Below are 23285 nucleotides of genomic sequence, written 5' to 3' on the forward strand. Positions count from 1 at the left end.
TCGTGTCGGCGCGCGAGATGTATGCCGACAACCCCGACGCGCGGGCGCAGTTGAGCGAGTGCGCATCCCGGCTGGAACAGCCGCTGCGGGTCGCACTCGCCGGTTCCGTGAAGGCCGGCAAGTCCACGCTGCTCAACGCGTTCGTCGGACAGGACATCGCCCCGACCGATGCGACCGAGTGCACGCGCGTCGTCACGTGGTACCGCGGCGGCACGACCCCGACGGTCACCGCCCGCTACGACGGCGGCGAATCCGCGAACGTGGCCGTGCAACGCCACGCGGGACGCCTGACGTTCGACCTCGGTGACCTCACCGCGGCCCGCGTCGACCGCCTCGACGTGGAGTGGCCGGCCAGTGCGTTGGCGCAGACCACCATCATCGACACCCCCGGCACGTCGTCGCTGTCGAAGGACGTCTCCGCCCGCACCCTCGAGATGTTGACCCCCGAGAACGCGGTGTCCGGGGCCGACGCGGTGGTGTACCTGTTGCGCAGCCTCAGTGCGTCGGACGTCCAGTTCCTGGGCCGGATCGGAGCGCACGTGGGCGGCGAGTCCGGGCCGCTCGGGGTGGTCGGGGTGGTCTCGCGCGCCGACGAGGTGGGGGCGGGCCGGGCCGACGCGATGCACTCCGCCGAGGAGATGGCGGCGCGGTTCACGTCGGAACTCGAGCTCACCGGCCTGTGCCAGGCGGTGGTCCCGGTGGCGGGACTACTGGCCCTGGGCGCTCGCACGTTGCGGCAGAGCGAGTTCGCGGCGTTCGAGGCGCTGGCACAGGTGCCGGGGGAGGACCTGCAGTTGGCGATGCTGTCCGCCGACCGGTTCGTCCGCGACGATGCCCCGCTGCCCGTGGACCCGGCGATGCGCCGTCAGCTCGCGGACCGGTTCGGGCTGTTCGGGATTCGGCTCGCGGTGATGCTCGTCCGGCTCGGGGTGCGGGATTCGCCCAGTCTCGCGGCCGAACTGGTGGCGCGCAGCGGACTCGACGACCTGCGGCAGGTGCTCGACGTGCAGTTCGGCCAGCGGGCCGATCAACTCAAGACGCACTCCGCGCTCGTCGCGCTCGAGCGGGTCCTCGAGGCGCATCCCACCGCGCAGACCCCGAGACTGCTCGACGAGGCCGGACGGCTGCTCGCGGACGTGCACGGCTTCCAGGAACTGCGGATGCTCGGGAGGCTCCGCGGCACCGAGACCGGTCTGCCGAGTGACGACCTGACCGAACTGCAGCGGCTCATCGGCGGGTTCGGCATCGATGCCGCGCAGCGGCTGGGGTTGCCGGCCGACGCCTCGATCGAGGAGGCGCGTGTCGTGTCGCTCGCCGCGGTGCGCAAGTGGCGCGAGCGGGCGGCGCATCCGCTGGTCGACCAGTTCACCGCCCGCGCCTGCCAGGTCGCCGCCCGCAGTGCGGAAGGGGTACTGACCGAACTGGGCGGCACCGGCGGCGCCGGTGGTTTCGGCGGGGCGATGCGGCTCGACATCGACGCCGGGTCGGTGCGTGTGGCGCCGGTCGCGTCTACTCCGCGTCGCTGACCGGACGCAGGAACTCCCCGGCGATGTCGAGTGCGGGCCCGGAACTCTCGCCCGAGACCACCAGCACCGCGAACGCGACGTTGCCGCGGATTCCGACGAACCATCCGTGGGCGTGCGTGCCGTCGCCGAACTCGGCGGTCCCGGTCTTGCCCATGAGCCCGGAGATGTCGGACAGGCTCGTGGCGGTGCCGCTGCGCACCGTCTCGGCCATCATCGCTTTCAGGTCCCGCACGTGGTCGGGGTTCAGTGGCTCCGGTGTGTGGTCGGCGGTCGCGGGCTCCCCGCCGATCAGCTGGGGCAGTGGGGCTCGGCCTCCGGCGATCGCCGCCGCGACCATCGCCATCCCGAACGGGCTCGCCAGGGCCTCGCCCTGGCCGATCGCGGCCTCGACGCGCTGCGCGGGCGTCTGCGCAGACGGCACCGAACCGGTGACGGTCGTCAGCCCCGGTGTCATGTAGTCGATGCCCAGCCCGAACTCGCGTGCCTGCTCCCGGAGCGCGTCGGCGGGCAGGCCGACGGCGAGTCGGCCCATCGTCGTGTTGCACGAGTGCGCGAACGCAGAGTGCAGCGGAACGCGACCCAGATCGAATTCGTTCTCGTTGGGGATGACGCGCCCCTCGATGTTCGCGGTGCCCGGGCAGTCGACGGTGCTGTCCGCGTTCACCGTGCCGCTCTGCAACGCCGCCATCGTGGTGACGGTCTTGAATGTCGAGCCCGGCGGATACAGGCCGGTGAGCGCGATGGGGCCGGACGTGTCGGCGGCCGGGTTCTGCGCGACCGCCAGCACCTGGCCGGTCGTGGAATCGAGCGCGACCAGCGCGGACGCTCGGGGCTCGGTGTTCACGGCCTGCTGGGCGAGGTGCTGGATGCTGGGATCCAGTGTCGTGCGCAGCGCCGTGCCGCCCGGTGGGTCGCCGCCGGTCAGGGTGCCGGCGACGTTGCCGTCGGGCTCGACGGCCTGCACGCGCCATCCTGCCGAATCCTGCTGGCGTGCTTCCCACGTCGCCCGCAGCCCGGCGACCACCGGCGACGTCAGATCCCGGTCGACGGTGAGCAGTCGCAGCTGTTCGGAGAGACGGATGCCGGGGACTTTCTCGAGCTCGGCGCGAATCGGCCCGGCGTCCTCCTGCCGTAGGCTCACCACGTTCACCCGCTCACCGGGTTTCGCCGCCGAGCCGGAGTTGGGCGGGGTGAGTTCGAACCCCGGCACTGTTCGCGCCAACAGCTGCGCCAGTTGCGTCCGCACCGCAGGATCCGTTGACAGCGTGCTCGATTCGATATCGACCACCGTGACTGTCTGCGGCTCCAGCAGCGCCATGCCGTTGGCGTCGAGGACGGCCCGGGTATCGGCGACCGGCGTGTACCGCAGGGCCTGGCCGGGCTGGAGTCGTTCGTTGACCACGGCGGCGGACCACGACACCCGGCGGGTGCCGTCGGTGTTCGTCAACGGCACCGCCGTCGTGTAACTCCATGCCCGCCCGCCACCGAAATCCCAGTCCGACCGGTAGGTGAACCGTGAGTCGTCGGCGCGTTCGACGGTGAACCGGGCCTCGGCGCCGTCGCCCAACCCGTCGAAGGTACGGCGCAGCACGTCGCTCGCGGCGTCGGGATCGTCGGTGAGCGATGCGGCGGCCGCGACGTCCCCGCTGCCGAGGGCGTCGATGAACTCGCGTGCCACCTTCTCTCCGGAGTCGGGACCTCCCAGCACGCCGCACGACGTGAGCGTCAGTGCCGCCGCGAGCGCCAGTGCTCCGCGCTTCCACATGTCCGGCTTCGTCCCGACGGCCATCATCACTCCGCTCGTTCGACTGGATGTCGATTGGGAGCGAAGCACCGAGGACGGCGGTGAGTCCAATATGCTATCGATGTGGGATCGATACTTCATGCATATAAGGCCAGTTCAGGACTGCCGTGAACCTGCTGCTGCACCTCGAATTCTTCATCGCCGTGGCCGAGGAACAACACTTCGGCCGCGCTGCCGCGCGCCTCGGGATGACCCAGCCGCCGCTGAGTCAGGGCGTGAAGAAGCTCGAGCGTGAACTCGGTGTCACACTGTTCCACCGGGGATCGAAGGGCGTTGTCCTCACCGCGAGTGGCCAGGCGTTGCTGCCGGACGCGATCGACCTGGTCCGGCAGGCCGGGCGGTTCATCGACACCGCGCGCCGGCGGCGAGCGCAGGACCGCACGCTCCGTGTCGGCGTGATGCCGAAGGTGCCGACCGCACTGGTTGCGGACCTCGCGACGACGGTCCGATCGGTCGCAGAGTCGGGGCGTGTCGAGGTGAGCATCGCCCCGAGTGCCGACCTCGTCGACCAATTGAGTTCTGGTGCAATCGATCTCGGGGTCATCGAGCATCCTGCCCTGGTGGATCCGCTCACCGGCACCGGCGTGGTGCCGCTGCCGCTGACGCTGCTGGTGCCCGCGTCGCACCCGGCGGCAGCGCAGGACCCGTGCGGACTGTCCCGTCTGACCGGCCTGCGGTTCGCCTCGCCGCCCCGCTCGGACGGTCCGGCCGCGTACGACCTGCTGGGCGACGCGTTCGCCCGGGTCGGGACCGATCTCGACGTCGTCAACGCGCCCGACGACCGCTGGGCACTGGCGTTGGTGGCCGCCGGCCAGGCGTTCGCCCTCACCGCCGACCGCACGCTGTCGGCGCCCGGGGTCGGCCGGGTCCGGCCGGGCGACGACGCGATCCGTTTGCGCCTGCGGTGCCTGCGGTCGGCGTCGGCCGACGTGCCGGACCGGGTGCTCGACGCGATGGCCGCGCGGATCGCCGGCTACGCGGCGGACGGGCAGGTGACGTCGTGACGGGAGCGGCCCGACTGTCGGACGTGTTCGCGGATGCCGCGGTGCGCGGATGCATGCACGCGATCCCGGTGTCGGGCGGACACGCCGATGTGGAGGTCGGGGTCTCGGCGGACCGACCGGTGGTCATGGCGTCGGTGTACAAACTGCCGGTCCTCGTCACGTTCTGCCGCCTCGTCGACGCCGGGGACCTCGACCCGCGCGAACAGGTGACCCTCGATCCCGCAACCCGTACCACCGGCCCGACCGGCGTCTCGCAGATGTCGGACCCGGTGGGCATGTCGCTGCGCGACATGGCGCGGTCGATGATGTCCGTGTCCGACAACGCCGCCGCCGACGAACTGCTCCGGCGGGTGGGCGTGGACCGGGTGAACGAGACTGTGCGCGGCCTGGGGTTGTCGTCGACGCGGATCGTCGGTGGTACCGCGGACATCCTGGAATCACTCGTGGCGGACACGGGGACGCGGTCGCCCGCCGAGGCGTTCGCCCGAATCGGTGACAACGACACCGTCGTGTTCCCGAGCGGTTACGACCCGGTGCTGTCGAGCGCGACCACAGCGCGGGACATGACGGCGTTGCTGTCGACGGTATGGACCGGCGCGATCCTCTCCGCGGAGCAGACGGCGTTCGTCCGCGCCGTGATGTCGAGCCAGGTGTTCACCGCGCGATTGCGCTCGGGTTTCCCGTTCGCGGACGTTGTCGTCGCCGGGAAGACCGGAACGCTCGGTGCGATCCGCAACGAGGTGGGGGTGATCGAGTTCCCCGACGGCGATGCGTTCGCGGTCGCGGTCTTCACCCGGGCTGCGCGCGCGGATGCGCTGTTGCCCAGGGCTGATGCCGCGATCGGTCTCGCCGCGCGCACTGCGATCGCGGACCTGCGGCGGTTGAGCTGATCCGGCCGCCTGTCGGTTCCGTGCAGTGCCTGTGAGTCTCGGCAATACTCGAAGGAGGCGTCGGTGCTCCGGCGTCACGAGGATCGAGGAGGTCCTTCGTGCTTCTCCGATTACCAGGTGTTTATCGTCCGCAAACCGACAGTTTCCTTCTGGCCCAGGCGTTGAACTCCGAGGTCGTGGGTGCCCGTACTCGGATCCTGGACCTGTGTGCGGGTACCGGGGTGCTCAGCGCGCATGCCGCTGCGGCGGGTGCGAAGGACATCACCGCAGTGGACATCGGCCGGAGGGCGGTGGTGAACACGCGAATCAATGCGTGGCTCAATCGAGCTCGCGTGCGGGTGTTGCAGGGTGATCTCACGGCGCCGGTGGATGGCGAGCGGTTCGACATCGTGTTGTCCAACCCGCCCTACGTGCCGTCGGCGACCGACCGATTGCCGACACGCGGTGCAGCGCGCGCGTGGGATGCGGGTTCGAACGGCCGATCGCTGCTGGATCGCATCTGCACGGACGTGCCCGATGTCCTGGCCGACGGAGGAGTGATGCTGCTGCTGCAGTCCGCCCTGAGCGGTCTCGAGAAGACGCAGGTGATGCTCGAGGAGCGGGGCCTGGAGGTCGACATCGTACGCAGCGTGGACATACCGTTCGGTCCTGTGACCATTGCGCGCGAGGACATGCTGCGGCGTCGCGGATTGGTCGAGGAGGGGCAGGACCGCGAGAGGGTGGTCGTGTTCCGGGCGGGGCGGAGGAAGGCGACTCGTCATGGTTGACGGCGCGGGATCCGAGGTGGTCGTGACGGTGTGCCCCGACGGCCCGCTCCTCGTGCGCGGGCCGGTGAGTCTCGTCGACGGCGGCGGCGTTCCGATCGCCAACGAACGCGCGACGATTGCGTTGTGCCGCTGCGGAAGGACGAGTCGACCACCCTTCTGTGACAGCTCACACAAACGGAAGAAACCGCAGAAGCCGTGAAATCTTCTCTGCGTCAACTCGAGTGACGTGGATGTTCTCGAGTCATCGTCGAGTCCGCCCCTCCCGGTGAATCATTCACAGGGCTGTCCACAGGTGTGAGTTCTTTCCTCCACAGGGCCCGCCGGCCGAAATCCTGTCCAGCAGAACGATCCGGTCCCCGGCAGTATGGGGTCAGTGCCCGGAAGACCTTGCGAACGACGACAAGACGGAAACGAGGTTGAGAACGGATGACAACTGGAGGAACGAGCCGCAACGGAGGAACGGGACCGATGACCACACCAGATGAGCGGAAGCGTGTCCCCGCCGAGGACGACGTCCAGTCCGATCCGAGTGGACGCGACACGTGGGCCGAGGAAGGTGGCGCCACGGCGCAAGGGCCGGCGACGGACGACGCGGATTCGAGCGACGGGCAGGACTGATCGCCGATGCCGATGCCGATGCCGATTCCCGAACCACGCGGTCCGGTGAGTGCCGCCCTCGTCGCGGTGCTGTCCGGCACGGACGAACCGGCGACCGTGAACACCGCGGCCCGCGGGTACCGGTGTGAGTCGCCGAACGGCATGATCGTCGACGACGATGCGCAACTGGCGCTGACGCTGCTGTACGAGCTGCATCTGCACGGCGTCGACGGTGCCGACGACCGGCTGGAGTGGGCGCCGGAGCTGATCGCTGCGCGTGCCGAACTCGAGGCGCCGTTCGAGGCGGCGGTCCGTGAACTCGCGCGCCCGCGCGTCGAGGGCGTCGATCCGGCCGACGTCGCGGCAGCACTCTGGGAGATGACCGCGCCCACGGTGGGGCCCGGGTTGTCCGGCTTCATGGCCACGGACGCGACCGTGGACCAGTTCCGGGAGCTGCTCGTCCACCGATCGCTCAACCAGCTACGCGAGGCCGACGTCCACACCTTCGGGATCCCGAGACTCGTCGGGCGGCCGAAGGCGGCGCTCGTCGAGGTGCAGGCCGACGAGTACGGGGGCGGGCGGCTCGAGCGGATGCACTCGCAACTGTTCGCGACGACGATGCGCGAGGTGGGGCTGTCCGACGGCTACGCCCACTACCTCGACGACGTCCCTGCGGTGACGCTCGCCTCGCTCAACGCGCTGTCCTTCTTCGGACTGCACCGGCGCCTGCGGGCCGCGCTCGCCGGGCACCTGTGTGCCGTGGAGAGCACGTCCGCGTTGCCGAGCAAGAAGTATGCTGCCGGGCTGCGTCGGCTCGGTTTCGGCCCCGCGGCCACCCTGTTCTTCGACGAGCACGTCGAGGCCGATTCGGTGCACGAGCAGGTCGTCGTCCGCGACCTCGCCGGCGGACTCGTCGCGCAGTGCCCCGGCCTCGTCGGCGACGTCCTGTTCGGCGCGGCCGCGTGCCTGGCGTTCGACGACCTCGTGGGCGAGCACATGGCCGACTCGTGGGCCCGCGGCGTCAGCTCACTGCGGCCCCGAGTGGGCTGAACACGGGCAGGCGCGGCGCGGCGTCGACCTAGCCGGACGTATGGGTCTGTTGTGGGCGATGACGCTTCCCGGCCTGGCGTGCCTGCTGGTACTGCTGGTCTTTCTCGAGGTGGCGTTCAGCCGGATCACCGGTCGGGGCCTGCTGCCGTGGTTCCGCGACCGCAAGGCCCGCAGCATCGCCGCCGCCGGGTTCGAAGAGGTCGCCGCCCTGTTCCAGGGATCGAAGCATCACGAGTTCGAGCAGCGGCAGACCGCGCTGATGCACCGCGGGGACGAGACCGACGGCGCGCCGCCTCTGATGCGGGTGGACCTCGACTCGGGTGCGGTGCGGGTCAACCGCGAAAACTGAGGACCAGCGTCCGAGTCTCTTCAGCGTCCGAGGTCGGCGAAGCGTCGGGTCGACATCGGCTGGGCGTCCTCCTTTTCTCGTAAAAGTCGAAATTCGGAGCCTTGGTCAAGGCTGGGGGTACGTCGGTGTCGGGTTGGCTCGCTTTCGGGAAGGCTGATCGAAACTCCGACGAAGGGAATTCCAAGAATGTATGTAATCGATCCATCTGATCTCACGGTCGAGCTGGCGGATGGAGAATTTGAACTTCGAATGGGGGAGGTAGGCGATATGATGGTCTGCTACCTCAAGTACCCGGCAAACTCGGATTTCACCGAGGCGTTCTCGGGACTCCCGGGCGGCCGCTGTCAGGCATCGCACTACGGGTTCGTGCTGAGCGGAAAGATCTACACCGACGGCGCCGAGGGGCGCGTCTTCTACTCCGCGGGCGACACCTTCTACTGGGGTCCCGGCCATGTCCCCGGGGCCATCGAGACCTCGGAATGCGTCGAATTCGTTCCGAAGGACCAGTGCCGACATCTGATCGACCACGTGAAGAAAGCAATGTCGGAAAACTGACCCAGACTTTCGGGGGTGTGTGACCGCTCATCCCATTTCTGATTGCACAGGAGAAAGAATGAATTCCGCAAACAAGATCAGTCAGGTTTTCGCCAGCCATGCCGATGCCGAGCCCGAGCAGTGGGTTCCGTTCGCGGGAACGGATCCGAAGTACGGCCCGTTCGAGCAGGGCGAGCTCTACTTCATCCACGGACCCGAGGACATCGCACCGGGCACCGATGCCCTTCTGGTCGGCGTGTGGCGGACGGGACCGTGCGAGCTCGACTGGGCTACGCCGCTCGGTGAGGAAAGCGCTGTGGTCCTCGAGGGCTCGGTGACGATCATCTACAAGGAGACGGGCGAGGAGCGCACCTACAAGAAGGGCGACATCTTCTGTCTGGCCGGCGGCACCGACGCCCGCATGGTGATCCACGAGCCCTTCAAGAAGGTGTTCTCCGTCGCGGTCTGACGGGACGCCACATCGGCCCTGAGGCAGGAAGCGGACAGCTCCTGCCTCAGGGCCGGGGCAGTTTCGCGGTGTCAACGAGAACCATCCGAGAGGAATCACCATGTATGTAATCGATCCGTCCGACCTGCCGATCGTGCTGGGGCAAGGCGAGGTGGAGCTTCGTATGGGGGAGGTGGGCGAGATGATGGTCACCTTCGTCCGCATGCCGGCCGGCGCGGACTTCGAGCAAGCGTTCGCAGGGCTACCTGGCGGGCGGTGCCAGAGCTCGCATTACGGAATGGTGCTGAGCGGCAAGCTTTACACCGATAGCGCCGAGGGCCGGGTGTACTACTCGGCAGGTGACGTCTTCTACTGGGGGCCGGGTCACGTGCCCGGGGCGGCCGAGGCCTCGGAATGCGTTGATTTCGCACCGACAGTCGAGTCGCTTCCCATCATCGAGCATGTTCGAAAAGTACTGTCCGACAGCAGAAACTGATGACCTCGATCGTCGACGCGCGACCGAGAAGGCCTCTCGAAAGGGACCTGCAATGTATGTGATCGATCCCGCTGACCTGACTGTCGAGCTTCAGGATGGCGAGTTCGAACTTCGTATGGGGGAGGTGGGGGACATGATCGTCACCTTCATCCGTATGCCCGCCGACACGAACATGGCGCCCGCCTTCGCGGGCCTGCCCAACGGGCGGTGTCAGTGCCCTCACTATGGAATGGTGTTGAGCGGCAAGATCTACACAGACGGCGCGGATGGTCGCGTCTTCTACTCCGCGGGTGACGCCTTCTACCTGGCGCCGGGCCACGTGCCGGGTTCTGTCGAGGCCTCGGAGATTGTCGATTTCGCGCCGAAGGTGGAGTACCTACACCTGGTTGACCATATCCGCCGCGCGATGTCGGGTAGCTGAGTGGGGTCGAGCTTCGGGCGTCTAGCGGTCGAGACGCCGTAGCGCGGACCGGGCCGCGTTGTATCCGCCCATCCCGTGGACGCCGCCGCCGGGTGGTGTTGCGGCGGAACAGATGTAGACGCCTGGAATGCCCGTTGCATACGGATCGACAGCCACCCGTGGGCGCGTCAACAGTTGCACCGGGTCGTTCGCGCCGGTCGCGATGTCGCCGCCGACGTAGTTGGGGTTGTATGTCGGCATCTCGACGGCGGATCGGGTGAAGCTGCCGACGATGCGGTCGCGGGTGCGGGGGGCGAAGCGTTCGATCTGGCGCAGGATCGCCTCGGTCGCGTCGCCGGTGTACCCGTGTGGCACATGGGCGTACGCCCACACCGGGTGCACGTCGCCGACAGATCGCGACGGATCCGCCAGGTATTGCTGGCCGATCAGGACGAACGGGCGTTCGGGCATCCGGCCACGGTGCAGGTCTCGTTCGGTGGCGACGATCTCCTCGAAGTTCCCGCCGAGGTGGACGGTGCCGGCGCGGCGGCACGCGTCGTCGCGCCACGCAATTCCGCCCTCGACGGCCAGGTCCAGCTTGAACGCCGCCGGGCCGTACCGGTACCGGCGGTACGCGCGAGCCACCCGGGCCGGCAGCAGGTTGCCGGCCACCTCCGCGACACCGGTGGGCGACAGGTCGAGCATCGTGATGTCGGCGCGCGGTAACTCGCCCAGCGAGCGGACGCGTCGTCCGGTCTCGATGCGGCCGCCGTGCGCGAGCAGCAGCGACGCCAGCGCATCGGTGATCGCGCGGGATCCGCCCTTCGCGACGGGCCAGCCGTAGCGGTGCCCGGCGGCGAGCATCATCAGCCCCGCCGCCGACGTCGTAGGCCGGGACAGCGGATAGTAAGCGTGCGCGGCCACGCCGCCGAACAGCGCCCGCGCCTGCTCGGTGCGCCACCGCTTCACCGTCAGCGTCGCGGGAGCGAGCGCGTCGATCCCGAAGCGTGCCATCGAGATCGGGTGTCGGGGCAGGTGCACGACGGGACGCAGCAGTTCGTCGGCCAGGTCGTCGAAGTGCTCGGACAGCGGCGCGAACAGCCGCCGCCAGGCGGGACCGTCGGGCCCCAGCCGGCTCGCGGTCCGTTCGATCGACCGCGTGAACACACCCGACACGGCGTCGTCGAGCGGGTGCGCCAGATCGATCTCCGGATACAGCCATTCGAGTCCGTGTGAGGTCAGGTCGAGCGACCGGAAGAACGGTGACGCCGCCCCCATCGGGTGCACCGCCGAGCAGTCGTCGTGCAGCAGTCCGGGCACGATGCGCTCGGAGGTTCGGGTCCCACCGCCGATCGTGTCGGAGACCTCGTACACGGTCACCGACACGCCCCGCAGCGCGAGCGCCACGGCGGCGGCCAGCCCGTTGGGGCCGGCGCCGACGACGACGGCGTCGCTCATCGGGAGACTGCGATCCTGCCGCCGAGCCACGTGGACGCGGCCGGAGTGAACAGCAGTGCCGTACCCACGGCCACGAGAGAGGCCTGTACGAGCGGCGCCCACGTGGGGACCCGGAGCGCGACGTCTCCGGCGTCGGACAGCAGGCTCCACGCGGCGACGGCGGCCGCGACGGTGAGCGCGCCGACGACGGTGAGCCACGCCCGTGCCCGTGCGCGCCCGGACCGCAGCCACACGATCCCGAGCACGGCCGCCAGGACCAGCAGCATTCCGACGGCCCCCACCCCGAGCACGGTCAGTCCGGCCACCTGGTCGGCCGTGTGCGGATCGGCCGTCGGATTCCGGGTCGTGAGGCCCGTCGAGAGGGCGTCGACGACGGTGTCGTGGTCGGCGGCCAGGACACCGGCCAGGCCCGCGAAGGCGGCGAACGATGCGGCCCACGCCGTGACCGCCGCGGTCATGCTGCGCGGCGCGGAACCGGGATCGGCGCCGAGCGGGTGCAGCGGCGCGACGACGACGTCGGGCCGGGGCGGCCTGGGCCGGTGCGGCGGTGCCGGCGCCGCCGTTGCCTCGTGTTCGCCGGAGATGTCCACGTCCGAATCGTATCCGCGCGCACGGTCCGGTCAGCGGGCTCGGAAAAATCGTCCGGCCGGGAACAAACCCGTGAGGCGGTCCGTTGACCATTTCGAGAACCTGAGCGTGAGGGGCTCAAGTTTTGGATTGACTTCGACCGGAGTCGGGATGCAAACTTGAGTCGGATACGCTCACCTGAGGTTCATCAGCTCAGTGTCGAGAAGAAAACCGCAGCTCGAGAGGCTGCGAAGAAGGAAAGTGAGGGATCACTATGGCTCGTGCGGTCGGAATCGACCTCGGGACCACCAACTCGGTCGTGTCTGTGCTCGAAGGCGGCGAGCCGGTAGTGGTCGCCAACGCCGAGGGCTCGCGCACCACCCCGTCCGTCGTGGCCTTCGCCAAGAACGGTGAAGTGCTCGTCGGTCAGCCCGCCAAGAACCAGGCGGTCACCAACGTCGACCGCACCATCCGCTCGGTCAAGCGCCACGTCGGCACCGACTGGACCGTGGAGATCGACGACAAGAAGTACACGCCGCAGGAGATCAGCGCCCGCACGCTGATGAAGCTCAAGCGTGACGCCGAGGCGTACCTCGGTGAGGAGATCACCGACGCCGTCATCACCGTCCCCGCCTACTTCGAGGACGCGCAGCGTCAGGCCACCAAGGAGGCCGGACAGATCGCGGGCCTCAACGTCCTGCGCATCGTCAACGAGCCCACCGCGGCCGCGCTCGCGTACGGCCTCGACAAGGGCGAGAAGGAACAGACCATCCTGGTCTTCGACCTCGGTGGCGGCACCTTCGACGTGTCCCTGCTCGAAATCGGCGACGGCGTCGTCGAGGTCCGCGCGACCTCCGGTGACAACCACCTCGGTGGCGACGACTGGGACGAGCGCGTCGTGTCGTGGCTCGTCGACAAGTTCAAGGCTCAGAACGGCATCGATCTGACCAAGGACAAGATGGCCCTGCAGCGTCTGCGCGAGGCCGCGGAGAAGGCGAAGATCGAGCTGTCCAGCTCGCAGAGCACCTCCATCAACCTGCCGTACATCACCGTCGACGCGGACAAGAACCCGCTGTTCCTCGACGAGCAGCTCACCCGCAGCGAGTTCCAGAAGATCACCTCCGATCTGCTGGACCGCACCCGCGCGCCGTTCCAGGCCGTGGTCAAGGACTCGGGCATCGCCGTCAAGGACATCGACCACGTCGTGCTCGTCGGTGGCTCCACCCGTATGCCGGCCGTCTCCGACCTGGTTCGTGAGCTCACCGGTGGCCGCGAGCCCAACAAGGGCGTGAACCCTGACGAGGTGGTCGCCGTCGGCGCCGCCCTGCAGGCCGGCGTCCTCAAGGGCGAGGTCAAGGACGTTCTGCTCCTCGACGTCACCCCGTTGTCCCTCGGTATCGAGACCAAGGGTGGCGTGATGACCAAGCTCATCGAGCGCAACACCACCATCCCGACCAAGCGCTCCGAGACCTTCACCACGGCGGACGACAACCAGCCGTCGGTGCAGATCCAGGTGTTCCAGGGTGAGCGCGAGATCGCCTCGCACAACAAGCTCCTCGGATCGTTCGAGCTGTCCGGCATCCCGCCGGCCCCGCGCGGCGTGCCGCAGATCGAGGTCACCTTCGACATCGATGCCAACGGCATCGTGCACGTGACCGCGAAGGACAAGGGCACGGGCAAGGAGAACACGATCAAGATCCAGGACGGCTCCGGTCTGTCCAAGGACGAGATCGATCGGATGATCAAGGACGCCGAGGCGCACGCGGAGGAGGACAAGAACCGCCGCGAGGAGGCCGAGGTCCGCAACCAGGCCGATTCGCTGGTGCACCAGACCGAGAAGTTCATCAAGGACAACGAGGACAAGGTGCCGGCCGACGTCAAGGAGAAGGTCGAGGCCGCGGTCACCGAGGTCAAGACCGCTCTCGCCGGCTCGGACATCGCCGCCGTCAAGGCTGCGGTGGAGAAGCTGTCCACCGAGTCGCAGGCCCTGGGTCAGGCGATCTACGACGCGCAGGCTGCCGACGCCGCCGCGTCCGGTGACGGCTCCGGCCCCGCCGACGACGACGTCGTCGACGCCGAGGTTGTCGACGAGCCGACCGATCAGGACAAGAAGTGACGGCGGAGAACCCCGAGCGCGAACCGGTGACCGCCGACGATCAGGTCGCGGACACTGTCGACGCCGCCACCCCGGCTGCCTCCGAGGAGGCAGCCGGGGCCGGTACGGCCGAGGCAGACGATCTGACCACGATCACCGCCGAACTCGAGAAGGCCAGCACCGAGCTGGGTTACGCGAAGGCGGAGATCGCCAACATCCGTCGTAACGCGCTGGCTCGGATCGATCGGGCCGTCGAGGACGAGCGGGTCGCGGTGGTCGGGAAGTTCCTCGACCTCGTCGACGATCTCGACCGGGCACGCGCCCACGGGGATCTGGAGTCGGGACCGCTGAAGGCGCTGTCCGACAAGCTCGCCGGTGTGCTCGACGGTCTCGGCCTGGAAGGGTTCGGCGCCGAGGGCGACGCCTTCTCCCCGGAGCTGCACGAGGCCGTGCAGATGGAGGGCGACGGTGACAACCCCGTCCTCGGGGCGGTGCTGCGCAAGGGCTATCGCCTGGGCGAACGAGTGCTCCGCACGGCGATGGTGACCGTCACCGACGGTGCGCCTGCAGCCGATGCGGCAGCCGAGTAGATAGACAGACAGCAGTGAGAGGAGGAGACGCCCAGTGAGCCAACGGGAGTGGATCGAGAAGGACTTCTACAAGGAACTGGGTGTCTCTTCCGGCGCCTCCGCCGACGAGATCAAGAAGGCGTACCGCAAGCTGGCCAGGGATCTGCATCCCGACGCCAACCCCGGTGACACCAAGGCGGAGGAGCGTTTCAAGACGGTCAGCGAGGCGCATGCCGTCCTCTCCGACCCCGCGAAGCGCAGGGAGTACGACGAGGCCCGCCGCTTGTTCGCGAGCGGCGGCTTCGGCCCCGGAGCCGGGTACGGCACCGGGGGTGGCGGTTTCGGTGGTGGCGGTTTCGACATCAACGACCTGTTCGGCGGCGGCGGTGGTGCCGCCGGCGGTGACGGCGGCCTCGGCGACCTGTTCGGCGGGCTGTTCAACCGCGGTGGCGGTGGCCGCGCCGCGGCGTCGCGTCCGCACCGCGGCAGCGACGTCGAGACCGAGACCACGCTCGAGTTCCGCGAGGCCGCACAGGGCGTGACGGTTCCGTTGCGCCTGACCAGTCGCTCGGCGTGCACCACGTGCCACGGCAGTGGTGCCAAGCCGGGCACCAGTCCACGGGTGTGCCCGCGCTGCAACGGAACCGGCGTCGTCAGCCGGAACCAGGGTGCGTTCGGTTTCAGTGAGCCGTGCGACGACTGCCGCGGCACGGGATCGATCATCGACGACCCGTGCCCCGACTGCCACGGCAACGGGGTCACCAACCGCACTCGCACCATCACCGTCCGGGTTCCCTCGGGCGTGAGTGACGGCCAGCGGATCCGCCTGGCGGGTCAGGGCGAGGCCGGGCTGCGGGGCGCGCCGTCCGGCGACCTGTACGTCACCGTCCACGTCCGTCCCGACAAGGTGTTCGGGCGCAACAACGACGATCTGACGCTGGTGGTTCCGGTCAGTTACGGCGAACTGGTGCTCGGCACCACACTGTCCGTGCCGACACTGGACGGCCGTGTGGGCGTGAAGGTTCCGGCCGGAACTGCGGACGGACGGATTCTCAGGGTGCGAGGGCGCGGTGTGCCCAAGCGCGGCGGAGGCGCCGGCGATCTGCTGGTCACCGTGAAGGTTGCGGTGCCGCAGAAGCTCGACGATCCCGCCACGGAGGCGCTCCAGACCTACCTGGAGGCGGAGAAGGCCAGCGGATTCGATCCGCGGGCAGGATGGGCCGGCGCCTGACCGGCGTGAACCGATCGAACGGGTGAACCATCATGAGCGACAAGGGACGCAAGGCGTCGGAGGTCCCCGCGGACCCCGATGCGCGGGTGTTCGTCATCTCGGTGGCCGCCGAACTGGCCGGCATGCACGCACAGACGTTGCGTAACTACGACCGGCTCGGCCTGGTCACCCCGCACCGCACCACCGGCGGCGGTCGGCGGTACTCGCCGCGGGACGTCGCGCTGCTGCGCGAGGTGCAGCGGCTGTCCCAGGACGAGGGCGTCAACCTCGCCGGCATCAAGCGGATCATCGAGCTGACCAACCAGGTCGAGGCACTGCAGCACCGCGTCGACGAGATGGCCGCCGAGATCGCCCGCGTCCACGCCAGCTACCGCCGTGACCTGGTGCCCATCCCGCGCAGCAACGCGATCGTCGTCTGGAAGCCGCGCAACCAGCGCTGACCGCGCCGTCCTACGGGCCCCATCCCCTGAACGGGAGTTCACGGCACGCATCGAACCCGATAGCGTGCCGTGAACTCCCGTTCGTGGCTCATACGGGGGCACCGGCGTCGCGCAGGACACGGGTGATCTGTGCGATGAGGGTAGGTCGGCCGTGGATCAGCTGTCGCGCCTTCACCCGGATCACCCGCGAGCGCTCCCACACCATGTCGGCGCGGCCGATGAAGCGACCACCGTCGCGGACCGTCACCTGAGTGTCGGGGCGGGGCAGGCCGGCGCGGACGAGGGCCAGCCGGGTGCGCGTCTCCCACGGCGACTCCGCTCCCTCGTCGGACTCCTCGATCACGCTGCGCAACTGGATGATTCCGCCTTCACCGGCATGTCGTTGCGTGAACTCCGAGAGCGACTCGCGTGTGATTCCCGCCGACTGGTACAGCGCTTCGACGGCTTCGACGGCTTCGACGGCTTCGACGGCTTCGACGGCTTCGGTCGCTCGGTCGAAATCGAGTCGTCGGCCCAGATCGAAGGCGGTACGCAGCGGAACGGCACGAGAATTCCAGTCATCCCGGCACCCTCGCGGCGTGCCCCGACGCCGATCGCACCCAGCAGGCTGCGGAGCCCCCGTCCGTGGACGGCGCCGACCCTGTGGACAACTCGCTGATCGACCCCCGAACGGGAGTTCACGGCACGCTGTCGGCCCGACAAGGTGGCGTGAACTCCCGTTCAGCGGTATCGCGGAGCGTCGCCCTCCCACCTCGCGGCCGGATCGGTTGACGTTACCCACATCACACCCCTATGCTCCCACTCAAGCAAGTGCTTGGTGAATCAAGCAAGTGCTTGATGGGAAGAGCTCGGTGGGCGTAAGTGCAGAGTGACGTGTCGGGGAGTCGCTCAGCAGGGGCTTGCCGAGCTCTTCCATGTCCAGGCAGGCCAAGCGAGCGCTTGGTTCTGTAGTGCGTAGCGGGTGTCCTAGGAGGGCAGTCATGAAGAGTCGGCGTCCAGTGTTCGTCGCGGCAGTTGCCGCGTCGGTCCTGACAGTTGCAGGGTGTGGCGGGGCGGAGTCGGCCGAGGCCGGCGGCGCCGATGCGCCGTACCGGGTCCTCGTCACCGGCGGCATCAGCGCCCAGGGCGTCCTCGCGGCGAACGCTCAGACTTCGATCCTCGCGACCAAGGCCGGCGTCGAGGTGCAGAACCAGGCCGGTGGCATCGGTGGTCGTCAGATCGAGTTGACGGTCGTCGACGACGCCGGTGATGCCACGATCGCGGTCACCAAGGTGCGCGAGGCCATCAACAAGCAGAAGCCGGACCTCGTCCTCAACTCCGGGCCGTCGTCCGTCGGCGCTGCAGTGCTGCCGATCCTCAAGCAGAACGACATCCTCTCGTTCAACGTTGCGCCCACGCCGGATTCGACGGATCCGTCGAAGTTCCCGCTGAACTTCGACCTCGCACCCGGTGCCGGCGACAACGCTCGCGGCATCGTCGGTCACGCGAAGGAGAAGGGCTACGACAATATCGGCGTCATCCACGGCAGCACCGCCTACGGCGAGCTGTTCGGCAAGGAGATGACCTCCGAGCTGGAGAAGTCCGGACTGAAGCAGGCCGGCAACGAGGAGTACGAGGCCACCGCGCTCGACATGACCGCGCAGCTGCAGTCCCTCAAGAACGCCGGCGCCGACGCGATCGCGCTGGATGCGTACGGCGCCCCGCTGGGCTACGTCCTGCAGAGCATGCAGCGTCTGGGCTGGGACGTGCCGCTGATCGGCAACACCTCGGTGTCCAGCACCAATCTCGTCGCCAACGAGCCCCCGAACGGTGTCCTCGGCACGCCCGAGGTGAAGAACCTTGTCTCGCAGGTCTTCACGAGCACCGTGTACGACCCGGACAACGAAGCCGTCAACAAGATGGTCGACACGATGGCCTCGCTGGGCACCATCTCGTCGACGCTGATCATCGCCGACAACTACGACGCGTTCCCGCTCGTGGCCGCTGCCGCCGAGAAGGCCGGCACCACCACCGACGCCGAGAAGCTCGCACAGGCACTCGAGACCGAAGAGGTCCAGAAGAACGCGAAGACGGCCTTCCTGTCTCGCTACAACTTCACCGCCGACAACCACGGCCCGAACCCGACTCAGGACGAGATGGAGTTCATCGCGCCCACCAAGGTCGTCAACGGCCAGTTCGGTAACCCGCAGGCATGAACTCGGTGATCTTCGTTCCGACGACGCACAGGAGGGCACCGCTGTGACGATTCTGTGGTCGGGGCTCGCCCTCGGCGCTGTCTACGTACTCGTCGCGATCGGGTACAACATCGTGTTCGTCTCGTCGAACACCTTCAACTTCGCGCAGGCGCAGTTGATGATGGTCGGCACGTTCGTGGCCTACACGGGCCTGGTGACGCTGAAGCTTCCGGTGCTGGTGGTGGCGGTGATGGCCACCGTGACGGTGATGATCCTCGCCGCGGTCGAGGAGTTGGTCGCGATCAGACCGGTCGCCGATCACCAGAACCAACTGGTGACGACACTGGGCGCGGCGACGTTGCTCAACGGTGCGACGCAGTTGATCTGGGGAAGCGAGCCGCTGACGGTTCCGTTCTTCGGGTCGAACGATCCGATCACCATTCTGGGGGGCCGGACGTATCCGGTCGAGATCGCGCTGCTGGTGCTGTCGATCGTGCTCGTGATCGGTCTCGGTCAGCTGAGCAAGCGGACCATGACCGGCCTGGCGCTCATGGGCGTGTCGGAGGACCGCGAGGCCGCGATGCTGCGCGGCGTCAACGTGCGGCGCATCGCGATGGGCGCGTTCGCGTTCTCCGGTGCGATCGCCGGTGTGCTCGGACTGTTCGTGGGCCCCAAGACGTTCGCGGTCGCCACGCTCGGCGCCGCACTGGCCCTCAAGGGCTTCGTGGCGTTGGCGATCGGTGGCTTCGGTTCGCTTCCCGGCGCGCTGATCGGCGGTCTGACGGTCGGTCTCGTCGAGTCGTTCACAGCGCTGTGGGCGGGTAGCCAGTACAGCAACATCGCGGTGTTCGTGGTGCTGATCGTCGTCCTGATGGTCAAACCGGCCGGACTGTTCGGCACGGTGAAAGAACGGGTGGTGTGACCATGCAGATCTGGCGCACTCTGCGCGGTGTCCCGAGTTGGATCTTCGCGCTCGTGTTCGGCCTTGTCGTGTTCTTCGCGCCGATGCTGGGAATGGATGCGACCAACACGCGTCAGCTCCAACTGGCGTGCATCCTGGCCCTGGTGGTCAGTGGTCTGAACCTGAGCCTCGGCTACGCCGGTGAGCTCGCACTGGGCCAGGCCGCGATGTATGCGGCCGGTGCGTACACGGCCGGGCTGATGTCTCAGGCCGGGCACACCGAGATCCTGGTGCAGTTGGCGGCCGCGGGCGCGGTCGCACTCGCGGTCGGCATCATCACCGGCATTCCCGGTCTGCGACTGGGCAGTTGGTCGCTGGCGATGACGTCGTTCTTCCTGATCCTGTTGGTGCCCGACATCCTCGCCATCTTCGGCGGCAACACCGGTGGCCGAAACGGCCTGTCCGGGATGGAACCGCCGACGCTGTTCGGTCAGGACATCGACAAGAACTTCTACTACGTCGTGGTCGGCGTGACGATCCTGTGGTTCGTGGTGATGCGTAATCTCGTGGTCTCGCGTCACGGCATCGCGTTCCGCACACTCAAGCAGTCCCCGGTGCTCGCGCAGTCCCAGGGCGTGTCCGTGTTCCGGATGAAGCTGCTGGGCTACGCGATCGGCGCATTCCCGGCCGGTCTGGCCGGCGCTCTGTTCGCGAACACCGACCTGTTCATCGCCCCCGAGGCGTTCGGGTTCACGTTCGCCACCGCGGTGCTGGCGGCGTCGATCCTCGGTGGTTCGGCGAGCGTCTACGGTGCGGTGATCGGTGCGGCCATCATGCAGTTCGGGCCCAACCAGTCCACCGCGTTCCAGGAGTACTCGCTGATCTTCTACGGCGGCTTCCTCATCATCGGTGGTGTGCTGCTCTCCGGTGGTCTCACCAAGGTCTTCCGCGGTCTCGCCGGCAGACTCGACCGCAAGGCGGGCATCAGTGTGGCCGGTCGTCCGGAGCCGCGAGATCCCGAGGCGATTCCGCACGTCGATCCCATCGCCGGCGCCACACTCGAGGTCGACGGGATCTCCAAGGCGTTCGGTGGCAACCAGGCGCTGAAGGAGGCGACCCTGCGTGCCGAGCCTGGCAAGGTGACCGCACTGATCGGCCCCAACGGTTCCGGCAAGACGACGATGCTCAACATGATCTGCGGCTTCTACACCGCAGACACCGGTCGAATCGTCATCGGCAACACCGAGGTCCAGAAGTTCTCGTCGAACCGGGTGGCCCGTGAGGGTGTGGCCCGCACGTTCCAGACGCCGAACATCCCCGAGAACGTCACCGTTCTCGAGGCGGTCGCGTCGGGCCGCTACATGACCAACCGGGCCTCGATGCTCTCGGCCGTGTTCCGTCTGCCGAGCTTCCGCAAGGTTGCCAAGGCCGACATCACCGAGGCCGAACGGGTTCTCGAACTCGTCGGAATGTCGCACCTGCGCAACGAGGTTGCCACCTCGCTGCCGCTGGGCATGCGACGAATGCTCGAGGTCGCGCGCGCCGTGATCGCAGAGCCGCGGGTGCTGCTGCTCGACGAGATCGCATCCGGCATGGACGAGGACGAACTCGTACGACTGTCGGTGCTCATCCGTGCTCTGCGTGACGCCGGCGCCACCGTGCTGCTGGTGGAGCACAACTTCCGTCTGGTCCTCTCCCTCGCCGACACCATCGTCGTGCTGGCGCAGGGACAGGTCATCGCGTCGGGCCCGCCCGCGGAGATCGAGCACCACCCGCGCGTGCTCAGCGAGTACCTCGGTGTGGACCCCGACAGCGGCACGGCTACCGAGCTGGAGAAGGTGGAGTGATGAAACCGGTTCTGAGCGTTCGGAATCTGCAGTCCGGTTACGGTGACCTGCGCGTGGTCTGGGACGTCTCCTTCGACGTCTACCCCGGCCAGGTGACGGCACTACTCGGACGTAACGGTGCCGGCAAGACCAGCACCCTGCGTGCGATCTCCGGTCTCAACAAGGTTCACGGCGGCACCATCGAGATGGACGGCCAGGACATCTCCGGTGTCCCCGCCCATCAGCGGGTGCGCCGCGGGATGGCGTACGTGCAGGAGGGCAAGCGCGTCTTCCACAAGCAGACCATCGAGCAGAACCTGCTGCTCGGCGGCTACACCACGAAGAAGCGTCGCACCGCCCTCAAGGCCGAGGTCGAGCGCATCTACGAGATGTTCCCGATCCTGGGCGAGAAGCGGAACCTGTTGGCCGGATCGATGTCCGGTGGTCAGCAGCAGATGCTGGCGATCGGTGCGGCACTGATGGCCGAACCGAAGCTGCTGCTCCTCGACGAGCCGTCGGGCGGCCTGGCCCCCGTCATCGTCAACGAGGTCATGGAGCGGGTGCAGCTGCTCAAGGAGACCGGCCTGGCCGTCCTCCTCGTCGAGCAGGCCGTCGAGGCGGCGATGAGCGTTGCCGACCACGTCACCGTCCTCGACATCGGCAAGGTCGTCATGGACGCGCCGGCGTCGGAGATCGACGACCTCACGGTCCTCAAGGACGCGTACTTCGGTCGCGTCTGACCGACACCACGCACCCCGAGCGGGAGTTCACGGCACACTTCGGAAGCGAGGGCGTGCGGTGAACTCCCGTTCAGTGCGTCAGGACGGTGCGACGGCCTCGTCGGCGAAGCGGCGGACCGCGTCGAGTCGGGCCTGCGGATCGGCCGGATCGGCGCCGTAGAGCCGCCACGGGGCGACCCGGACGCGGGTGACACCGATGTCGGCGAGGGCCCGGTAGCCGTCGATGTCCGAGACGTCGGTGGGGGAGGCGTCGATCTCGAACGGCTCGTTCTCGCGGCCGTACTCGGCACGCAACTCGGTCAGGCGCGTGATGGCGTCCTTCAACTGCGGGGTCCCGGTGTTGACAGAGATCCAGCCGTCCGCGAAGCGTGCCGCGCGACGCAGACCGGGCTCGCTGTGCCCGCCGCCGTAGACGGGTACCGGCAGATCCGGTGCGGGACTGATCATGAGCCGGTCGAAGTCGTAGTGCTTGCCGTGGAACTCGACCCACTCGGGGCCGCGTCCGGCGCACACGGCCCGGAGGATCCGGATGGCCTCGTCGGTGCGGGCGCCGCGGGTGCGCATCTCGGTGCCGGTGAACCGGAACTCCTCCGGAATCCACGACAGCCCGACGCCGACAGCGATCCGGTTGCCCGACATCACGGCCATCGTCGCGACCTGCTTCGCGGTGAGCAGTGGATCGCGCAGCGGCAGCTTGAGCACGTTGGTGTAGAAGCCGATTCGCTCGGTGACGGCGGCCATCGCGGTCATCGCGATGAACGGATCCGGCATCGGCGTCGCGGGTGACCACATGCGTTTGCCGTCGGGCGAATACGGGTAGTCCGCGGAGACGTGTTCGGGGTAGAACACCGAGTCCGGCATGGCGATCGCGTCGTAGCCGCACTCGTCGGCCACGCGCGCCAGTTCGATCAGCTCGGGGGTCGCGATCATCGCGCCCGGCAATGCCCACTTCATTCTTCGAACGTAGGGGACGAATCGACGTGCGCGCCTGGGCGATCCCGGTAGCAGAGACCGGGACCGCCGTCGGATCACTCGAGGCGGCCGGGCACCGGGTAGCTGCGCAGCGACAGGCCGAGCTGCCCGGAGATCGTGAGATCGTCGATGGACTCGCGCAGCTTGTGGCACGTGGGCGTCCACGGACGTCCGACCTCGGTGCGGGACTCGGCGAACTCGGGGCACACCCGGTCGGCATCCTCGAGCCACTGGATGCTGGTGTGGGCCTCGCTGTACTTCTCGACGAGGACTCGGTTGCCGCAGCTGTTGCAGCTGACGCTCTCCATGAACGAACCTCCTGACTCCATGCGTGACGGTAGTCACTGCCGGGTCGTACGTCTGCAGTTCTCCCACGGAGCGGGAGGTGCGCTCCCGGTGAGCGGGCACTTGCTACCGAGCTGTAACCACCCTCTACCTGGGCTGTTA

The 23285-nt window shown here is 68.1% G+C and carries 26 protein-coding genes; 20 read left to right on the plus strand and 6 right to left on the minus strand.

The genetic code is table 11. The features are described from left to right. Window positions 1–17 precede the first annotated feature (17 nt). Window positions 18–1526 carry a dynamin family protein gene (locus tag AC1RIF_RS20015; protein WP_492603148.1) on the plus strand — a complete coding sequence of 503 codons (1509 nt, stop codon included), beginning with the start codon at window positions 18–20 and terminating at the stop codon, window positions 1524–1526. Here AC1RIF_RS20015 and AC1RIF_RS20020 read toward each other — a convergent pair. Continuing rightward, window positions 1510–3315, minus strand: a complete 1806-nt coding sequence (locus AC1RIF_RS20020; RefSeq protein ID WP_492603107.1) for a penicillin-binding transpeptidase domain-containing protein — start codon at window positions 3313–3315, stop codon at window positions 1510–1512. The two genes, AC1RIF_RS20015 and AC1RIF_RS20020, sit on opposite strands and share 17 nt — an antisense overlap. A gap of 122 nt (window positions 3316–3437) precedes the next feature. On the opposite strand from AC1RIF_RS20020, the gene AC1RIF_RS20025 reads away from it, so the two are divergent. The 11 genes from AC1RIF_RS20025 (at window position 3438) to AC1RIF_RS20075 (ending at window position 9886) form a co-directional block, all read left to right on the plus strand. Then, window positions 3438–4334, plus strand: a complete 897-nt coding sequence (locus tag AC1RIF_RS20025) for a LysR family transcriptional regulator (protein ID WP_492603108.1) — start codon at window positions 3438–3440, stop codon at window positions 4332–4334. Window positions 4335–4387: 53 nt separating this feature from the next. Next, a complete protein-coding gene (locus AC1RIF_RS20030; protein WP_492603149.1) occupies window positions 4388–5224 on the plus strand; it encodes a serine hydrolase in 837 nt (278 codons plus the stop codon). A 98-nt stretch (window positions 5225–5322) separates the two neighbouring features. Continuing rightward, window positions 5323–5991 carry a HemK2/MTQ2 family protein methyltransferase gene (locus AC1RIF_RS20035; protein WP_492603109.1) on the plus strand — a complete coding sequence of 223 codons (669 nt, stop codon included), beginning with the start codon at window positions 5323–5325 and terminating at the stop codon, window positions 5989–5991. Then, window positions 5984–6190, plus strand: coding sequence for a CDGSH iron-sulfur domain-containing protein (locus AC1RIF_RS20040; RefSeq protein ID WP_492603110.1), 207 nt, complete (start codon window positions 5984–5986; stop codon window positions 6188–6190). The genes AC1RIF_RS20035 and AC1RIF_RS20040 overlap by 8 nt, the downstream gene beginning before the upstream one ends. A 269-nt stretch (window positions 6191–6459) precedes the next feature. After that, window positions 6460–6609 (plus strand): hypothetical protein, encoded by a 150-nt coding sequence (locus AC1RIF_RS20045; RefSeq protein ID WP_492603111.1) that lies wholly within the window; start codon window positions 6460–6462, stop codon window positions 6607–6609. A gap of 6 nt (window positions 6610–6615) precedes the next feature. Then, window positions 6616–7638: an iron-containing redox enzyme family protein gene (locus tag AC1RIF_RS20050; RefSeq protein ID WP_492603112.1), complete on the plus strand. Its 1023-nt coding sequence runs from the start codon at window positions 6616–6618 to the stop codon at window positions 7636–7638. A gap of 58 nt (window positions 7639–7696) precedes the next feature. After that, complete coding sequence (locus AC1RIF_RS20055) at window positions 7697–7987, plus strand: DUF6191 domain-containing protein (protein ID WP_492603113.1); 291 nt, start codon at window positions 7697–7699, stop codon at window positions 7985–7987. A 186-nt stretch (window positions 7988–8173) separates the two neighbouring features. Beyond that, window positions 8174–8542, plus strand: a complete 369-nt coding sequence (locus AC1RIF_RS20060) for a cupin domain-containing protein (RefSeq protein ID WP_492603114.1) — start codon at window positions 8174–8176, stop codon at window positions 8540–8542. 58 nt (window positions 8543–8600) lie between these two features. Continuing rightward, a complete protein-coding gene (locus AC1RIF_RS20065) occupies window positions 8601–8990 on the plus strand; it encodes a cupin domain-containing protein (RefSeq protein ID WP_492603115.1) in 390 nt (129 codons plus the stop codon). Window positions 8991–9090: 100 nt separating this feature from the next. After that, on the plus strand, window positions 9091–9465 hold the full coding sequence (locus tag AC1RIF_RS20070; protein WP_492603116.1) for a cupin domain-containing protein: 375 nt from the start codon (window positions 9091–9093) through the stop codon (window positions 9463–9465). Window positions 9466–9517: 52 nt separating this feature from the next. Then, window positions 9518–9886, plus strand: coding sequence for a cupin domain-containing protein (locus AC1RIF_RS20075; RefSeq protein WP_492603117.1), 369 nt, complete (start codon window positions 9518–9520; stop codon window positions 9884–9886). A 21-nt stretch (window positions 9887–9907) separates the two neighbouring features. Here AC1RIF_RS20075 and AC1RIF_RS20080 read toward each other — a convergent pair whose 3' ends face one another. After that, window positions 9908–11323: a phytoene desaturase family protein gene (locus AC1RIF_RS20080; protein WP_492603118.1), complete on the minus strand. Its 1416-nt coding sequence runs from the start codon at window positions 11321–11323 to the stop codon at window positions 9908–9910. Continuing rightward, window positions 11320–11913 carry a hypothetical protein gene (locus tag AC1RIF_RS20085; RefSeq protein ID WP_492603119.1) on the minus strand — a complete coding sequence of 198 codons (594 nt, stop codon included), beginning with the start codon at window positions 11911–11913 and terminating at the stop codon, window positions 11320–11322. Before AC1RIF_RS20085 ends, AC1RIF_RS20080 begins: the two co-directional genes overlap by 4 nt. Window positions 11914–12164: 251 nt before the next feature. Here AC1RIF_RS20085 and dnaK point away from each other — a divergent pair, with 251 nt between their 5' ends. Genes dnaK through AC1RIF_RS20105 form a run of 4 tightly spaced genes read left to right on the plus strand, consistent with a single transcriptional unit; the run spans window position 12165 to window position 16225 of the window. Further along, window positions 12165–14006 carry a molecular chaperone DnaK gene (dnaK, locus tag AC1RIF_RS20090; RefSeq protein WP_492603120.1) on the plus strand — a complete coding sequence of 614 codons (1842 nt, stop codon included), beginning with the start codon at window positions 12165–12167 and terminating at the stop codon, window positions 14004–14006. Continuing rightward, complete coding sequence (gene grpE, locus AC1RIF_RS20095) at window positions 14003–14575, plus strand: nucleotide exchange factor GrpE (protein WP_492603121.1); 573 nt, start codon at window positions 14003–14005, stop codon at window positions 14573–14575. Before dnaK ends, grpE begins: the two co-directional genes overlap by 4 nt. 34 nt (window positions 14576–14609) lie before the next feature. Beyond that, entirely contained in the window at window positions 14610–15785 is a 1176-nt protein-coding gene (gene dnaJ / locus AC1RIF_RS20100) for a molecular chaperone DnaJ (RefSeq protein WP_492603122.1), read from the plus strand. Window positions 15786–15817: 32 nt separating this feature from the next. After that, a complete protein-coding gene (locus AC1RIF_RS20105) occupies window positions 15818–16225 on the plus strand; it encodes a heat shock protein transcriptional repressor HspR (RefSeq protein ID WP_492603123.1) in 408 nt (135 codons plus the stop codon). A gap of 88 nt (window positions 16226–16313) precedes the next feature. On the opposite strand, the gene AC1RIF_RS20110 is transcribed toward AC1RIF_RS20105, so the two are convergent. Further along, on the minus strand, window positions 16314–16568 hold the full coding sequence (locus AC1RIF_RS20110) for a hypothetical protein (RefSeq protein ID WP_492603124.1): 255 nt from the start codon (window positions 16566–16568) through the stop codon (window positions 16314–16316). 637 nt (window positions 16569–17205) lie between these two features. On the opposite strand from AC1RIF_RS20110, the gene AC1RIF_RS20115 reads away from it, so the two are divergent. Genes AC1RIF_RS20115 through AC1RIF_RS20130 form a run of 4 tightly spaced genes read left to right on the plus strand, consistent with a single transcriptional unit; the run spans window position 17206 to window position 21866 of the window. Next, the gene (locus tag AC1RIF_RS20115) at window positions 17206–18420 is read left to right on the plus strand and encodes an ABC transporter substrate-binding protein (RefSeq protein ID WP_492603125.1); all 1215 of its coding nucleotides are present in this window, start codon (window positions 17206–17208) and stop codon (window positions 18418–18420) included. A gap of 43 nt (window positions 18421–18463) precedes the next feature. Continuing rightward, window positions 18464–19321 carry a branched-chain amino acid ABC transporter permease gene (locus AC1RIF_RS20120; protein ID WP_114721551.1) on the plus strand — a complete coding sequence of 286 codons (858 nt, stop codon included), beginning with the start codon at window positions 18464–18466 and terminating at the stop codon, window positions 19319–19321. Between the two features lie 2 nt (window positions 19322–19323). Beyond that, on the plus strand, window positions 19324–21147 hold the full coding sequence (locus AC1RIF_RS20125) for a branched-chain amino acid ABC transporter ATP-binding protein/permease (protein ID WP_492603150.1): 1824 nt from the start codon (window positions 19324–19326) through the stop codon (window positions 21145–21147). Next, window positions 21147–21866 (plus strand): ABC transporter ATP-binding protein, encoded by a 720-nt coding sequence (locus tag AC1RIF_RS20130; protein WP_492603126.1) that lies wholly within the window; start codon window positions 21147–21149, stop codon window positions 21864–21866. The genes AC1RIF_RS20125 and AC1RIF_RS20130 overlap by 1 nt, the downstream gene beginning before the upstream one ends. 78 nt (window positions 21867–21944) lie before the next feature. Here AC1RIF_RS20130 and AC1RIF_RS20135 read toward each other — a convergent pair whose 3' ends face one another. Beyond that, window positions 21945–22820 (minus strand): TIGR03619 family F420-dependent LLM class oxidoreductase, encoded by an 876-nt coding sequence (locus tag AC1RIF_RS20135; RefSeq protein ID WP_492603127.1) that lies wholly within the window; start codon window positions 22818–22820, stop codon window positions 21945–21947. A 74-nt stretch (window positions 22821–22894) separates the two neighbouring features. After that, the gene (locus AC1RIF_RS20140) at window positions 22895–23146 is read right to left on the minus strand and encodes a hypothetical protein (protein WP_492603128.1); all 252 of its coding nucleotides are present in this window, start codon (window positions 23144–23146) and stop codon (window positions 22895–22897) included. Between the last annotated feature and the right edge of the window lie 139 nt (window positions 23147–23285).

The sequence above is a fragment of the Prescottella sp. GW823-FHT02E09 genome, assembly GCF_058797375.1.

What these genes read in the sequence shown, in the direction of transcription:
- AC1RIF_RS20015 (WP_492603148.1), top strand. Translation starts at nt 18, where the DNA reads ATGTATGCCGACAACCCCGACGCGCGGGCGCAGTTGAGCGAGTGCGCA.
- AC1RIF_RS20020 (WP_492603107.1), bottom strand. Translation starts at nt 3,315, where the DNA reads ATGGCCGTCGGGACGAAGCCGGACATGTGGAAGCGCGGAGCACTGGCG.
- AC1RIF_RS20030 (WP_492603149.1), top strand. Translation starts at nt 4,388, where the DNA reads ATGCACGCGATCCCGGTGTCGGGCGGACACGCCGATGTGGAGGTCGGG.
- AC1RIF_RS20040 (WP_492603110.1), top strand. Translation starts at nt 5,984, where the DNA reads ATGGTTGACGGCGCGGGATCCGAGGTGGTCGTGACGGTGTGCCCCGAC.
- AC1RIF_RS20045 (WP_492603111.1), top strand. Translation starts at nt 6,460, where the DNA reads ATGACCACACCAGATGAGCGGAAGCGTGTCCCCGCCGAGGACGACGTC.
- AC1RIF_RS20050 (WP_492603112.1), top strand. Translation starts at nt 6,616, where the DNA reads ATGCCGATGCCGATGCCGATTCCCGAACCACGCGGTCCGGTGAGTGCC.
- AC1RIF_RS20055 (WP_492603113.1), top strand. Translation starts at nt 7,697, where the DNA reads ATGACGCTTCCCGGCCTGGCGTGCCTGCTGGTACTGCTGGTCTTTCTC.
- AC1RIF_RS20060 (WP_492603114.1), top strand. Translation starts at nt 8,174, where the DNA reads ATGTATGTAATCGATCCATCTGATCTCACGGTCGAGCTGGCGGATGGA.
- AC1RIF_RS20065 (WP_492603115.1), top strand. Translation starts at nt 8,601, where the DNA reads ATGAATTCCGCAAACAAGATCAGTCAGGTTTTCGCCAGCCATGCCGAT.
- AC1RIF_RS20070 (WP_492603116.1), top strand. Translation starts at nt 9,091, where the DNA reads ATGTATGTAATCGATCCGTCCGACCTGCCGATCGTGCTGGGGCAAGGC.
- AC1RIF_RS20075 (WP_492603117.1), top strand. Translation starts at nt 9,518, where the DNA reads ATGTATGTGATCGATCCCGCTGACCTGACTGTCGAGCTTCAGGATGGC.
- AC1RIF_RS20080 (WP_492603118.1), bottom strand. Translation starts at nt 11,323, where the DNA reads ATGAGCGACGCCGTCGTCGTCGGCGCCGGCCCCAACGGGCTGGCCGCC.
- dnaK (WP_492603120.1), top strand. Translation starts at nt 12,165, where the DNA reads ATGGCTCGTGCGGTCGGAATCGACCTCGGGACCACCAACTCGGTCGTG.
- AC1RIF_RS20105 (WP_492603123.1), top strand. Translation starts at nt 15,818, where the DNA reads ATGAGCGACAAGGGACGCAAGGCGTCGGAGGTCCCCGCGGACCCCGAT.
- AC1RIF_RS20115 (WP_492603125.1), top strand. Translation starts at nt 17,206, where the DNA reads ATGAAGAGTCGGCGTCCAGTGTTCGTCGCGGCAGTTGCCGCGTCGGTC.
- AC1RIF_RS20125 (WP_492603150.1), top strand. Translation starts at nt 19,324, where the DNA reads ATGCAGATCTGGCGCACTCTGCGCGGTGTCCCGAGTTGGATCTTCGCG.
- AC1RIF_RS20130 (WP_492603126.1), top strand. Translation starts at nt 21,147, where the DNA reads ATGAAACCGGTTCTGAGCGTTCGGAATCTGCAGTCCGGTTACGGTGAC.
- AC1RIF_RS20135 (WP_492603127.1), bottom strand. Translation starts at nt 22,820, where the DNA reads ATGAAGTGGGCATTGCCGGGCGCGATGATCGCGACCCCCGAGCTGATC.
- AC1RIF_RS20140 (WP_492603128.1), bottom strand. Translation starts at nt 23,146, where the DNA reads ATGGAGAGCGTCAGCTGCAACAGCTGCGGCAACCGAGTCCTCGTCGAG.